Source organism: Streptomyces sp. SAI-135 (assembly GCF_029893805.1).
In the GTDB taxonomy this organism is placed as follows: domain Bacteria; phylum Actinomycetota; class Actinomycetes; order Streptomycetales; family Streptomycetaceae; genus Streptomyces.
In genome coordinates, this window is record NZ_JARXYP010000002.1 from 2,912,338 (window position 1) to 2,926,205 (window position 13,868).

The window sequence follows — 13,868 nt, forward strand, 5'->3', positions numbered from 1 at the left end:
CTCCGGCCCGGATCACCTGCCGAGTTTCCGTCCGACGTACGCGATGCGCAGGGTGCGCTGCTCGTGGAGCAGCCGGAAGTGCATCCGGCCCGGCGACGGCAGGAAGTCACAGTGCCAGTCGAACAAATATTCCTCGCCGTCGTCGTCGATGAACTTGCACAGACGCCGGCGGGACTCGAACTCGGTGCGGACGTAGGAACGCCACTGGGGCGAGATGGGCTGCTGTTGCGGGTCCCAGTCGCTGACGGCGTCCTGGAGTTCTCCGAGCCGCTCGCCCACCGGCCGCACCCACACCTCGGGAAGTGCAGCGAAGTGCTGCTCGGAGAGCCGGGTGAACTGGAGGAGCGGGAAGAGGTCCGACTTCAGGCCCCATAGTTCGGTGCCGGAGCGCAGGCCTTCGACGGCCTTCTGCCGGGCGGAGTTCGCTCCGCGCTGGATCCACGACCTATGGGTGTCCAGGTGCTCCCGCCTGGCGGCGTGCTTCACCTCGACATCGGTGAGTGCGGAGCCACCGTCCTCGTCGTCCAGGAGTTCCTCACGGACGAGCGTGAGCCGTTCCGCGTCCCAGCGTGGCTCGATCGGCAGGGAGATGGCAAGGCCGCCGGAAAGGTGCGCCGCCCCGAGTCCGTCGACCGCTTCCCCCTCGTACCGGTACTCGACGTCGGAGTGGGTCTCCCCATCGGGATAGGCCGCCCGGTGAGGCCACTTGGTCTCAAGGATCGCCAGTCGCTGCCACAGGTCCTTGGTGCCCGGGGTACCGATCCACCTGCTGATGGGATGCTCTTTGGCCAGCTGTAGCCCGTTGACGGGCTCACGGGCGAAGAGCCTGGTTCCCGCCCGGTCATCCCTGGCCACCGCGAGCACGGTCCTGACCATCTCGGTCGTGGCGCGGTTGACCCGCTCCGGATCGGCCGTCGTCTCACAGGACTTTTCGTTCAGGAACAGCTGCGGCACGTCTCCCCCTCCGCGATGGTGTGTGCGCCTCGTCCCGCCCTCCCCGGGCGGCTGTCAGCCGATGAGCTGGTCGAGCGTGTTCTCCAACTCGTCGAAGAAGCCGGCGGGCCACTGGTCGAGCATGCCGTCCGAGTCGATCCGCGGGCTGACGAACTGCGCACCGGAGCCGTTGCCACGGAAGTAGTGGAACACCGTCTGGCCGGGGGCGATGCGTCCCTGCTTGACCGCGAGCCGCACGCCGTTGATGACATGGTCGCTGTGCGTCTCCATGATCACCTGGGCGCCCTGCGCGGCGGTCGCGGCGGCCAGCTCCGCCATCCGGGTCTGCCCCATCGGGTGGAGGTGTGCCTCGGGGTTCTCCAGGAGGACCAGGGAGCCGGGCCGGGCGGTGAGGCAGGCGACCACGATCGGCAGGACGTAGGTGAGGCCGAATCCGACGTTGCTGGGACGGCGGCGCCTCGTGGGACCGAGGGTGCCCTGGAACCCATACGAGAGGCTCACCGCGTCGGCGCCCTTGATCGCGTCCGCCTGGATGTCCACGCCGGGGCAGAGATCGCCCATCCAGGCGGCGGCCTGGTCGCGCAGCAGGTCCGACTCGGCGCGCGGGTGGCGCAACGGGCCCGCCGGGACTGCGCCGCCGGCATGGATGCGCAGGAAGTTGACGGTGTGTTCGCCGCGTACGCCGAGGAAGCCGCGGCCGACGACAGCCTGGTGGTCGCGCGGGTAGAACTCGGCGGGCGAGATCCGGTCGGCGTGCAGGTACTGAAAGGGGGCGGTGAGGAACGAAGGAGTCACGGCCTCAGGTCCGGTGGGCGCGGCGGCTCCCTCCGAGGTGAGCGGCGACTCCACGTCCCGCAGGGGCAGCAGGTTCTGCTCGGCCTCGTAGGCGACGGTCCAGCCGTAGTGGTACGGCCCCTCGTCCACGCCGAGTCCGATCAGGGGCTCATCCTCCGTGAAGTCCTCGTGCAGGACGTCCTCTCCGGTGCCGAGGCCGACGAGGTCGCCGTTGAGCAGGAAGCCCTGATTGCCGACACCGCCCTGGAATCCGCTTCGTCGCGCCTCGGGCAGGAGGTGGGAGACGTCGAGGTCGCCCGCCTCGTACGACTGGCGCAGCAGGGCGATCGACTGCAGGACACTGCTCTTGCCGGACGAGTTGAGTCCGGTGAGGAGGGTGAGGGGGCCCAGAGGCAGTGAGGCGTCCTGGAACGCCTTGAAGTTGTGCAGGGTCAGACGGTCGATCACTGTTCTGCCACCCCTCGGAACAGTCTTGCCAATGCATTGAATCTGGTGCGGATCTTCGTCGGGCCCCCGGTGCCCACGGAGATCGACCGGTCGAAGTCCCAGTCGCCCATGAGCTGGACGAACCCGGCGATCACCTTCTCCCGAGACGCTACCAGCCTGGCCCGCTCCTGATCATCGAGAAGCGCGAGTTGGACGGAGATCGTCTCGAACAGTGCCTTGTTGATGGCGGGTGAACTCCGCTTCCCTCCGTGCCACTTACGGAAGGCGTGGTCGAGGAACAGGTCGCGCGCGCACCGCATGGCCACCCGGAACTCCCGTGCCAGCTGTTCGCGGCGCTCGTCGGTGAGCGCGTTGACCTTGTACATCGCGTCGATGAGGAACTTGTCGAAGTCCTTCTCCTCGTGCCTGGCCGGATTGCTCAGGCGGAAGGCGAGGAAGCGGAGCACCATCTCCCGGTCGGCCATCCGTTCGTCGGACACGCTCCACCGAGTGGCCTCGCCGAACGCCGGATCCTTGGCCAGGTCGGCGAGGAACGCCCGGACCGGCCCCCGCACCAGCGCGTGCCGCAGCTCCTGCGGCGTCAGAGGCGTGCCGCCGGTGTTGATCCGGGAGAACACGTTGTACTTGACGGCCTCCGGGGTGCCATGCTGCAGAACGTGCACGGTGAGCTGGGTCTCGCGCAGCCGGATCTTCAGCCGCCCGGTCAGGTTCTGGTACGAGCTGCCGTTGAAGTCCCGCAGGTAGTCCAGGCCCCTCAGAACCAGCGGACGGAGGCCGGTGAGCCCCGGCTCCATGAACCGCGCGATGGCGGTGAGCCGCTGGACGCCGTCCACCACGGCCCACTTGTCCTCGTCGTCCTGGGCCATGTAGACGGTGGAGATCGGGATGCGGAGCAGCAGCGACTCGATCAGACGGCTCTGCGCGCGGTCGCTCCAGATCCCGGCCCTGCGCTGGAAGTCCGGCGCGAGGTCGATCATGCCCTCCCTCAGCCGGGACAGCAGCAGGTCGACCGTGGTGCTCTCCGTCTGGATCCTGATGCTGTCGGGCCGGAACAGGGCGAAGCCGCCGTCGGAGTCACCGAAGTCCCCGCCGTCCTCCTCCTCGTCGTCCGGGAGCTCCAGCTCCACGCCGGTCGGCCGGCCGTCGGACCCGATTTCGAGTGGCGCCCCCAGCGGCAGGAGGAGCGCGTCCGGGTCGTCGACGTCCCCCGCCACGGCGTACCCCCGGGCTCCTGCCTCCCGGTTTCGTCCGGCACCCCGGCCGTCGGCGCTGTCCTCCAGGTCCGTCATGGTCCCCGCCGCCCTCCGCCGCCGCTCGATGCCGTTCCCGGCCAAGCCTATGACGGGCCTTACGGCATGTCAGCGCGACGGTCCGGGCCGGTTCAGCCCGGCAGATCCAGTTCGGCGACGACCGTCTTGCCGACGGGGAGGCGGTCCATGACCTCCCACCGGTCGGCGAGGGCTTCCACGAGCAGGAGGCCCCGGCCGGTCTCAGCGAGCGGCGGGGGCGCGGTGCGGGCCGCGCCGGGTGCTGGCGGCCGGCGCTCGCCCCGGGTGTCGGAGACCTCGATACGCAGGGTCCGGCCGAGGAACTGGACGGCGACCTCGAAGTCCCGGCCGGGGACACGGCCGTGCGTGACGGCGTTGGCCGCGAGCTCCGCGACGAGCAGCGCGACGGTGTCGGACGCCTCGCTGCCGTACGGAACGCCCCAGGCGTCGAGTTGGTGCAGCGCGAGGCGACGGGCGAGGCGGGCTCCGCGTGGGGTGGAGCTGAACCGCTGGGCGAACACACGTACGGTGACGGGCTCCCGGCGGGTTGTGGGGGACGGTGGCGTCATGCGCCCAATCTGGCGGCGGTTCGGGGCGCTTCACCAGGGACGCCCTGCGTACTCCGGGTCAGCGTACGCACACACAGAGTGGACAGTACATGTCGCTGAGCGTGACCATGGGAGCGAGTCAGAAGCGGTACGGCGTGACCGGTGCGCGGGAGGTGGCCTGTGGTGGCCTACGAGAACACGGACGGCGGGGCGGGCGCGGGAAGCTGCGGCGAGCCCGGGGTCTCGGACAGTTTGCGCACCTTCGGCGCCGTGGTCCAGGCATTACGGGAACACGCGGGCCTCAGTCGCGAGGAGTTCGCCGACCTGGTCCGCTTCTCGAAGCACACGGTGGCCTCGGTCGAGCTGGGGCGCCGCATGCCAGACCGCGACTTCGTGGAGCGTGGGGAGGCGGCGACGGGCAACACCGGTGCTCTGCGGCAAGCCGCGCCGCATCTTACGCGGCAGGCGGGGCTGGCGAGTTGGTTCCGGCAGTGGGCTCGGCTGGAGGCCCAGGCGGTGACCCTGTGGACCTATGACTGCCGGGTGATTCCGGGCCTGTTGCAGACGGAGGCGTACGCGCGGGCGGTGACGGAGAGCGTCCCGCCCGTGAAGGACGAGGAGCAGGTGACCAAGCAGGTCGCGGCTCGGCTGGAACGCCAGCAACTGTTCGACCGCAGGCCGCCGATCGCGTTCAGCTTCATCATCGAGCAGGCTCTCATCGAGCGGGGCACCGGCGGCCCCGACGTGATGCGGGAGCAGCTCGACAGCCTCTTGGAGCGGTCCTCGCAGTTCAACGTCGAGTTGCAGATCATGCCACGGTACCAGCCGGAACACGCCGGGTTCGACGGCCCGTTGAGGCTCCTGGAGTCGCAGGACAACAAGTGGTTCGGCTACGCGGAGGGCCAGCGTGGCGGGATGCTGATCACGGACCCGAAAGAGGTCAGCATCATGCTCCAGCGGTATGCAAAACTGCGTTCACAGGCTCTCACCTCCGAGGATTCCAGGAGCCTGCTGTAGCAACTTCGAGGAGCGCGATGAGCAGCATCGACGAACGGGTCTGGTTCAAGAGCAGCTACAGCGGTTCCGACGGTGACGACTGCGTCGAGGTGGCGCAGTGCACTCAGGCCACCCACGTCCGGGACTCCAAGAACCGGCAGGGCCCCGAACTCGCCCTCTCCCCCACCGCGTGGAACGACTTCGTCAACTACGCCGCCCAGGGCTGACCTTCCCGCCCCGCCCCGTGCCGGATGCGTCCTGCACGGGGCGTTGTCGTTCACTCATTGCCCTTGTCCTGGGCCTTCTTGAGCCTCGCGGTGAAGTGGGCGTGTGCCTCGCGCATTTCCTCCTCGCGCTTGGCCTTGTAGAAGGGTGCGGTGTAGCCCTCGGGGGGCTCGGGGCGCTCCTTCTTCTGGTAGGCGAGGAGGTGGTCGTAGTGGTCCTTGGTCTGGCCGAAGCCGTAGGTGTAGCGGTTCCCCGCGATCTTGCGTTCGTTGGCGTCGAACCACGTCACGGCGTCGAAGTCCTGCATGATCGGGAACCGGGACTTGTACATGGCCACGAGGGCGTCAGCGCTCACTCCTAGCCAGACGGCGACCAGCGCGTCGATCTCCACGAGAGCCGCACGCCGCGACCGTTCGGTCCGCAGCGGGGTGTCCCGGGTCCACTCCGGGCCGACGGTGTGCAGCGGCTGGAGGTTCGGCCAGTCGCGTGCCCACGGTTCGTAGGCGGGCCAGGTGGGGTCGTACAACTCCTCCCAGAGATCTGCGTAGGCGCTGGTGAGGCAGTTGAGGCGGAGTGTGCGGAGGAGCAGAGCGGCAGCGAGAGGATGCTCCGCCTGGGGCGCAGGCATTCGACGGGCAGGCGCCTTCTGCAGGTGACCGATACCTGTCGTCCGGAGCAGGTAGTCAACAGGCAAACCGCTCCAGAAACCGGCAGTCAAGGCAGTGAGGCGAGTACTGCCTACCATTGCGCTCTGCACGGTGAGAATGTGCGCCACACCGGGGGGGATCAGCGCCGTGTAGAGGCTGCGCTCCGTGTCAGGTGCGATCATTTCGCGCCACGCCAATCGGTAGAACTCTGTATACGGCCTCCGCAACCGCCCCAGCAGTTCCCCGTCCACCTGCTCCTCGGTAACCTCGGCCAGCTCCACCCCGAACCGCCCCGCCGCAGCCCTCCGTGCGCGGGTCACCTCCCGTTCGGACGCCTTGAGCTGGTCCAAGGATCTGCCGTCGCTCCATACCTCCTGCCGAGCCCGGTACACCTCGGGTTTCGCGACATACTTGTACTCCGACTCAGGCACGGCGTCGTCCGCAAGCGTCAGCGGGTTGAGACCCAGAACCTCCCCAGCTCCCTGGCTCGGCTGCTTGAACATGGGATTGGCCAGGCCGATCTGCGGGCCTTTGAGGATCACCTCACGCCAGGAAGCTGGGCGCTGGATCACACCCGTGTCGTCCGGGGTGTTGTAGTCGATGAGGTCCTCCGCCTTAGCCTCGCTCTCGCCATAACCGCGGGAGATCTGCGGGTCGTACTCACCCAGCCGCAGCGAGTAATCCGCCAGTGCCTCGATCGCCTGGGCCTCCGCCGTACTCACCGGTGACAGCAGCCGGGCCTGGCGTACGGGCTGGGTCTCGTCGCCGGTGAGTTTCTGCCAGCGGGCGAGTGTGTCCTCGTCCACGCGGACGATTCGCTTCCGGTGCGGGCGTTCGTCCCAGCTGTCGCCGTAACGGACCCCTGGGTCGGGAGCCGTGCCGTCATCGTCGGCCGACAGGCGCAGCGCGTCCACGGAGAAGAGCCAGGAGAGGTGGTCGAAGCCGATTTCGCCCGCCTGCCCGTAGACGTGCACGCCGAAGTGGCTGGACCGGCCGACAGGCGGCGGGAAGAAGCGGTTGCCCGCGTTCACGAAGTCCCCGTGCACCCGCAGCCTGCTGTATGCGGCCTCCCGCAACCGTCCTTCCTTGTCCCCGCTGAAGTGGGAGTCCGGGTGGACGAGGCCCACGGTGCCATTGTTCGCCGTGTGCTGCCAGGTCTGGCACATGAAGGCCCGGTACAGATCCGGCTGGGTTCCCGCGAGCAGGGGGTACACCGGCCCTGAGCCCAGCATCTCGCCCATGCCGCTCGTCGAGGCGAGTTCGGCGAGCAGGTACGCGCGGGCGAGGGGCCGCTTCAGCAGTTCTTCGCGCCGCCGCGTGCGTTCCGCCTTGGTCGGCTTCTCGGTGAGCATGAACCACGGGTCGTGCTCGGCGAGGACCGGGTTCTCCTCCCACCTCGGCCGCACCCACGGTGGATTCCCCACTTGAAGGTCGAACCCACCCCCCGGCCCCCGGAACACATGGGCGAAGTGCAGCTCCCAGTGGAAGAACCCGTGGCCGTCCTCGGCCTTTATGTCCTTCTCCGTGGTGCCGGCGATGTCCTCGACCGTGTTCAGCCACGGGTAGCGGAACGGCAGCAGCCGGGCCGGGCGCATGCCGAGGAAGCCCTCCAGGCGGTCCTCAACGTCGGCCAGCACCTCCAGTGCCTCGTCGGGCTTGAGGTTCTCGATGCCTGAGAGCAGAGAGTTCTCGGGCATGTCGGCCTTGCCGAGGACGCTCTCCAGGAAGTCCAGCCAGTCGCCCAGGCTCTGGAGCGGGACGGTCGTACGCTCCGGCGGCCGGGCGACGGACTTGCGGCCCGGCGCGGTCCGCCCGGGCCCGGTGCCAGCGCCCAGTTCCTCCTGCTCGCCGTCCGGGTCGTCGAACAGCCCGGTCGCCCGCCACACCTGATCCCCGGGAGCCGGACCGGTCGGCTCTGCCGGTGCTGCCGCTCGGGGTTCGCGCAGCAGACCGGCGACCGACGACTCGTCGACCAGCCCGCCACCCGTCCCGTACACCGGGTCCGTGCCGTCGAGTTCGGCGACCTTGTCCAGCGGCCAGAACCACAGCGCGCACCACGCGTCCATGACGGTCTTCAGCCGCCAGTAGGGGGTGCCGTGCCGGGTCAGGTCGTCGAGGACCTTCTGTTTGTCCTCCGCCTCCGAGGACTGCTCCAGCCAGTCCGCACCCCAGACGTCGATACGGCGGGAGACCGCCCGTTCGGAGAGTTCCAGCCGGGTCGCGACGAGCGACCACAGGAACTCGGCGCGCCGGGCCACGCCCTGCAACCGGCCCAGCTCGGTCCTGTCGGCGGCCTTGAGCCACCGGTCGTAGCGCTTCTGCCGTGCCTCGGTGGTCTCCTCGCCGCGCTCCTGGAAGGGTTTCGGTCCCTTCGGAGCCTTTTGGACTCCCTTGCGCCACGCTCCGAGCGCCCTGGCCTCGTCCTCGGCGAGTCGCTTCGCCTCCGGCTCGCCCGCGACCGCGCCCCAGCCGATGGCGGGCAGCAGGAACTGGTGGACGGCGCCCTCAGGCAGTGGGCCCTCACGGAAGGGCAGGTCGGTCGGCGGGAGGGTGTACTTCTTCGCCAGCCAGCCGCCGCCCGTCAGAGCATCGGCCTTGTAGACCTTCCGGCTCGCGCCGATGAGGGAGTTGCCGCGCCGCAGGTGCAGGCCGAACCATGGGGCGCGCATGCCCGGGTGCATGGAGTTGAGCCAGAGGGAGACCTCCGCGAGTTCCACCGCCGTGGCATTAAGGTCGACGCCGTAGGCGTTGTGCAGGGCGATGTACGCCTTGGCCTTCTGGAGCTCGATCTGCCGCAGCTCGGGGTCGACGCGGCGGCCCAGCTCGTGTTCACGCCGTCTCAGATACTCGGCGGCCACCTGGTCGATGGCCTCGTTGAGGAACGCGCCCGAGCCGAGGGCGGGTTCGCAGATCTTCCAGTCGAGGAGTTCGCGGGCCTCGGTTACGACGCCGTTCTGGTCGAGCCGGTGCTTGAGGGCGAGCTCGACCGTGACCTCGGTGAGGGACTTCGGGGTGTAGTAGGAGGCGGAGGTCTGGCGGTCGCGGCCGGCCAGGCGGTAGACGAACGTGCCCTCGTCGTGGACGACCCGGTCCAGGCGGCCGGTCTCGGGGTCCGTCCGGTGGACGAAGAACCTGTCGTCGTAGTCCTGGACGCGGTCCTCGGGGATCGTCCAGCTGCCACCGGAGGGGTCGCCGCCCTTGGCGACCTCGTACAGCTTCTTCTCGGCGATGGAACCGGTGTAGGACATCAGGCCCTCGTACACCGCGCCGAGTTGGTTGATGCCGAGCTGGGCGTACGAGATGAAGCCGCCGCGCTCCTTGCCCCGGCCCTGGGTGAGCATCAGGCGGCGCAGCACCTTGTGCAGAGTCTCGTTGCGCAGCCGGGTGTCCAGGAACGGGCGGCGCTTCTCGCCCTCGCCGCCCCTGTACACCGGGTTCTCGATGCGGTCGTCGCCGATGAGGCGGACGGCGTCCTTGGTGAACAGTTCGGAGCGGAGGGCCTCGAAGCGCAGGCCCGCGCCTGTGCTGCGGGCGGCGGCGCGGCGGACGCGGTCGGCCTCGCGTACGCGTTCGGTGTGCTCGGCGCGGGTGAGGGTGCCGGCAGCGAGCAGCCGGTCCGCCTCATGCTCCGCCTCGGCGGCCTCGCGGGCGGCGGCCTCGGCCTTCAGGTCCTCCGGCTCGGTGCCGTAGCGGCGGTGGCCGTTCTCGACCTTGTCGAAGAGCAGGTTCAGCGACTCGTAGAGGTGGAAGCCGCGCCGGGAGCGCTCGCCGACGAGGTCGCGCAGGACGAGGTCGCCGAGGCGCTGGAGGCCGTAGCCCTGCTCGTACTCCGGGTAGTCGGAGGGCAGGATGCCGAGCGCGGGGCTGGCCTCGGCGTAGAGGAGGAACAGGATGCGGTAGAGGTAGCGCAGGGACTCCCGGCTGAGTTCCTTGGCCAGGCGGGCCGGGTCGTCTAGATCGGCCGGGGTGACGCCGTTCTCCGGTTCGCGCAGGCGCTCCAGGACCTCGTTGGCGATCCACTCGACGCTCAGACGCAGGCCCTCGCGCAGTTCGGTGGAGACGCCGACGGCGTGCTTGCCGGAGTTGTCGACGAAGGCGGCGAGCGGTGCGGTGCCGCCCTCGGCGGGCACGCGCAGTGAGTCGGCGCCAAACAGGGCAGCCAGGGTGTCGAGTTCGCCCCCGTGGCGGTCGTCCCGGCGATTGAGAGCCGCGTCGAGGTCGGCGGCCAGGTAGCGGCCCTCGGGCCAGGCGAGACGGTCAGCGAGAACGATGACGCCGCCGACGAGGAGGAGGACGTAGCGCGGCGGGCTGTCGCAGGCGAAGAGGAAGTCGGTGAGGGCCTTGGCGTCCTCGATCTCCAGCGATCCCTCCAGCTTCACGGGGTGCAGGAGTCGGCCGGCGCCGTCCGGGTCGAGGGCGGCGTCGGGTTCGGTGGTCCAGCCGCAGGAGACGGCATACAGGCCGGATTCGGCGTGGACGACCTGGAGGCTGTATTCGTGGTCGGCGCGGCGGACGGGGACGGTCTGCTCGTGGGCGGTGGTGTAGCCGAGGGCCCGCAGGGTGTCCAGGTGCAGTTCGGTGACGCGTTTCCGCCAGCCCGCGGGGACGGGCGCGTCGGGTTCGGCGAGGGCTTCCGCGTCCTGGGCGAGGGCGGCGCGGCTGGCGAAGTAGGGGCCGTGCAGGGCGCGCAGTGTCTCGCGGGGCGTGCGGGCGCGCGGGGGGATCGTGGCGGGGTCGAGGCCCTGGCGCTTTGCCTCGGCGACGGCGTCGGCGTGGCGGCGGCGTTCCTCCTCCTCGAAGGCGGCCCAGCGGGTGAGGAGGCCGTCCTTGGCCTTGAGATCTTTGGGGAGGACCTCGGCGAGGTAGTGGGCCGAGAGGTAGTCGCCGTGGTTGACGAGGGAGTCGTACGTCATGCTCGGTTCTCCGCCTGGGCTTCGGGGGCGGTTGGGGCGCCGGGGCGGTCAAGGACAGCCAGGACGCGCAGCAGGGGGCGGCCGGTGGTGTGCAACTGGTCCAGCAGCCGCGCCAGTTCGTCGGCGGTCTCCTCGACGAGGCGTTCGCGGCGGCCCGAGAGGCCGGGGAGCAGCGAGTCGGTGCGCCACTGGGCGACGTGATCGCGATAAGTGGCGAGAGGTTGGCTGATCGTCTCCTCCCACTCGGCCCGCCCGGCGTCCAGGTGGGCGCGGGCAGCGGCGACGGCGGCCGGGACGAGGGCCTGGAGACGGGCCGGGTCGGCCGGCCCGCCGGTGCGGGCGAGCCTCGGGCCGACTTTCGCGTCGCGCAGCGCGTCCGCCATGGGACGCACCTCGGGCGTGCCTTCGGTGCCCAGGCTGGTTACGGCCATCCAGCGCACGACGGTGGGACGGCCCAGGGCGTTGGAGTGGATGCCCTGGACTAGGAACACCGGGCCGTCGACGTGCGGGGTGGTGATGACCGGGGCCTCCTGCCGACCGAACTCGACGAGGACCTTGTCCGTCAGCCACTCCACCACCGGGTGGATGTCGGTGAGGAAGGAGACCTCCGGCCACATCGTGGTGCTGCTTTCCCGGGCCTCGGTGAGCTTGCGCTGCGCGAGGGCGCGGTCGAAGGTGACCAGCATCCGCTCGGCGACCCGCTGCTCCTTCAGGTAGGACGGCGGCAGGGCCTTGAGGCGGTGAAGCAGGTCGGGGGCCATGGCCGGGGACAGCGAGAAGTACGCGCCGCCCTTGGCGTCGGTGCCGGACGACAGACCGACGAGGTCCTCGGCACGCTCTTCGTAGACCTCGTCGAGAGCGGTGGAGACGAAGGCGGCCGTGTCCCCCTCAAAGAGGGAGATCTGCTCGGCGCGTGCGGGCAGTTCCTGCTCGGTGACGGTGTCGACCTGACCGAACAGGTCAGCGAGGGCGGTGTCGGCGGCCGGGTCGGGCTCCAGGAAGTCCTCGACGGTGCCGCCTTTGACCAGTTCCCTGATAAGCCGGCGTTCCTCCTCCTCGGCCCGGTAGAAACCGGACACGGCCTCGGCGGTGCCGTCCAGTTTGTGGGCCTCCTCCTCGCGGCGGAGCAGCTTCTCCGCGACCGTGCGGTCGTCCTTGGCGCCGGGGACGGCCGAGGTGAGGATCAGCGCGCGGAACTGGGGCTCGTACTTCTGCCCGTACCGGTCGATACGGCCGTTGCGCTGCTCGATGCGGATCAGCGACCACGGGATGTCGTAGTGGATCAGGTGGTGGCACTGGCGGTGCAGGTTGACGCCCTCGGAGGCGACGTCGCCGGTGAACAGCAGCCGGACCGGGGTGTCGGCGAGGCCGAACGCCTCCAGGACGTCGCCCTGTTCGTCGTCGCTGAGGCCGCCGTGCATCACGGCCACGGCCTTGGCCGTGCCGTCGGCCGCGACCGGGAAGCCCAGTCGGGCGGGGACGACCTGAGCGAGCCAGGTGAGGGTGCGGACGCGCTCGGAGAAGACCACCGCCCGGGTGGTGGACCGGGGACCGACACCGATCTCCTTCAACTGCCCGACGAGCGCGTCGAGTTTGGCGGAGTCGCCGGGGGCGGTACCGTCGCCCATGCCGTTGATGATCTCCCGCAGCCGGGCCAGTGCCGCCTGCTCGGCAGCGATGGCCGGGTCGGGCCCCAGCCCCTTCTCACCGGCCTTACGGACGCGGTCGGCGAGTGAGGTGACGCGCTTGTCGACCGTCTCGCCGAGAGCGACGTGGGAGGACAGGAACGTCTTCAGTAGCTGGTAGGCGAAGAGCTGCTCGGTTGCGACGGAGGTACGGTCCTCGCTGGCCGAGCCGAACTCCGTGCTCGTCCGCGCGGTGGGCAGCCAGTACTCGGTCAGCTCGGTGAAGATCCGCTCCTCCGCCTCGGTGGCGGCGCAGTGGAGGGAGACCGTGGGGCCTCGGTCGGGCCACTCGGTGCCCATCTCGTCGCGCACCTCGGGACTGATCTTGGTGCGCCGGATGTAGAGGTGGCCGAGGTCCGCCTCGGGGTCGTAGTCGTCGCGGTCGGCGATGGCAGCCGGGTCGAGCAGGGAGATCAGGTCGGCGAAGGAGCGCTTGTCGCCATTGTGCGGGGTCGCGCTGGCGAGTAGCAGGGCGTCGGTGCGCGGGGCGAGGGTCTCGGCGAGGGCGCGGCGCTGGCTGCCCGGGTTGATTAGGTTGTGGGACTCGTCGATCACGACGGCGTCCCAGCGGATGCGCTCCAGATGGTGCCGGTACTGGCCGATGTTCTTGAGCGTGTCCACAGAGATGATCACGCGCTTGTAATGAGTGAACGGGTTCCGCCCCGCCGGGAGCTCGCGCTGGACGCGCTGGATGCCGAGCGAGTCGAGCCGCACGAGCGGGATCGAGAAACGGGTCCACAGTTCGTGCTGGAACTGTTCCAGGATGCTCTGCGGTGTCACGACCAGGATGCGCTCGCCCCGGCCGCGGCGGATGAGTTCCGCGAGGGTCAGGCCGATCTCCAGCGTCTTACCGAGGCCCACGACGTCGGCGATCAGAACCCTGGGGCGGAGGTTGCGCATGGACAGGGCGAGCTCGGCCGGGCGCTGCTGGTAGACCAGCGGGTCCAGCAGGAAGCGGTCCGCGAGGGCGAGCCCCCGCTCCGACTGCGGCAGCGGCGTCTTGCGCAGAACGGCTTCGAGGAAGAGGCGGCTGCGCCGGAAGTACGACGAGGTGTCGGGGACCAAGCGGGTTTTCTCCGGGTCGAGCAGTTCGACCGTGTCGATCCCGCTGAAGAAGACTGCTTCCTCGTCCCGGACGAACTCGGACACGCCGACCGCTTCGATCCGCTCACCGTCATGCTCGGTCGTGATGGTGTTGCGGACCAGCCACTCCTCGTCCCGTACAAGGATCTGCGCTCCCGGCGGGAACCGAGTCCCGTCCTGCGTCGCCCCCTGGTCGGTCACCCGCGGCCCCTTCGTCTTCCCGTTCCACCTGCAATCACGTGGTCCTGCCGTCTTGCAGTCCCGCGGCCGCAAGTCTGTCACGGTGGAGGAAGGGCTCGTAATGGCA

Annotated in this window: 8 protein-coding genes; 2 read left to right on the plus strand and 6 right to left on the minus strand. The window is 69.5% G+C overall.

Annotation, left to right across the window (positions count from 1 at the left end; all coding sequences use genetic code 11):
• Window positions 1-12: 12 nt before the first annotated feature.
• The 4 genes from M2163_RS17635 to M2163_RS17650 all read right to left on the minus strand — a co-directional run bounded on the left by M2163_RS17635 (window position 13) and on the right by M2163_RS17650 (window position 4,033).
• The gene (locus M2163_RS17635) at window positions 13-954 is read right to left on the minus strand and encodes a hypothetical protein (protein ID WP_280894422.1); all 942 of its coding nucleotides are present in this window, start codon (window positions 952-954) and stop codon (window positions 13-15) included.
• Between the two features lie 54 nt (window positions 955-1,008).
• The gene (locus tag M2163_RS17640) at window positions 1,009-2,196 is read right to left on the minus strand and encodes a DUF3696 domain-containing protein (RefSeq protein ID WP_280894423.1); all 1,188 of its coding nucleotides are present in this window, start codon (window positions 2,194-2,196) and stop codon (window positions 1,009-1,011) included.
• Complete coding sequence (locus M2163_RS17645) at window positions 2,193-3,485, minus strand: DUF262 domain-containing protein (protein ID WP_280894424.1); 1,293 nt, start codon at window positions 3,483-3,485, stop codon at window positions 2,193-2,195. The genes M2163_RS17640 and M2163_RS17645 overlap by 4 nt, the downstream gene beginning before the upstream one ends.
• A 92-nt stretch (window positions 3,486-3,577) precedes the next feature.
• On the minus strand, window positions 3,578-4,033 hold the full coding sequence (locus tag M2163_RS17650; RefSeq protein WP_280894425.1) for an ATP-binding protein: 456 nt from the start codon (window positions 4,031-4,033) through the stop codon (window positions 3,578-3,580).
• Window positions 4,034-4,195: 162 nt separating this feature from the next.
• Here M2163_RS17650 and M2163_RS17655 point away from each other — a divergent pair, with 162 nt between their 5' ends.
• Together M2163_RS17655 and M2163_RS17660 are read left to right on the plus strand one after the other, a co-directional pair.
• On the plus strand, window positions 4,196-5,029 hold the full coding sequence (locus tag M2163_RS17655) for a helix-turn-helix transcriptional regulator (RefSeq protein ID WP_280894426.1): 834 nt from the start codon (window positions 4,196-4,198) through the stop codon (window positions 5,027-5,029).
• A gap of 17 nt (window positions 5,030-5,046) precedes the next feature.
• Window positions 5,047-5,235, plus strand: coding sequence for a DUF397 domain-containing protein (locus M2163_RS17660; protein WP_280894427.1), 189 nt, complete (start codon window positions 5,047-5,049; stop codon window positions 5,233-5,235).
• A 50-nt stretch (window positions 5,236-5,285) separates the two neighbouring features.
• On the opposite strand, the gene M2163_RS17665 is transcribed toward M2163_RS17660, so the two are convergent.
• Both M2163_RS17665 and M2163_RS17670 read right to left on the minus strand, forming a co-directional pair.
• A complete protein-coding gene (locus M2163_RS17665) occupies window positions 5,286-10,793 on the minus strand; it encodes a DNA methyltransferase (RefSeq protein ID WP_280894428.1) in 5,508 nt (1,835 codons plus the stop codon).
• On the minus strand, window positions 10,790-13,762 hold the full coding sequence (locus M2163_RS17670) for an SNF2-related protein (protein WP_280894429.1): 2,973 nt from the start codon (window positions 13,760-13,762) through the stop codon (window positions 10,790-10,792). Before M2163_RS17670 ends, M2163_RS17665 begins: the two co-directional genes overlap by 4 nt.
• Window positions 13,763-13,868 lie beyond the last annotated feature (106 nt).

Bases quoted from the DNA above. Each gene is read 5' to 3' on its own strand.
- M2163_RS17645 (WP_280894424.1), bottom strand. From the start codon at position 3,485: ATGACGGACCTGGAGGACAGCGCCGACGGCCGGGGTGCCGGACGAAAC.
- M2163_RS17650 (WP_280894425.1), bottom strand. From the start codon at position 4,033: ATGACGCCACCGTCCCCCACAACCCGCCGGGAGCCCGTCACCGTACGT.
- M2163_RS17660 (WP_280894427.1), top strand. From the start codon at position 5,047: ATGAGCAGCATCGACGAACGGGTCTGGTTCAAGAGCAGCTACAGCGGT.
- M2163_RS17665 (WP_280894428.1), bottom strand. From the start codon at position 10,793: ATGACGTACGACTCCCTCGTCAACCACGGCGACTACCTCTCGGCCCAC.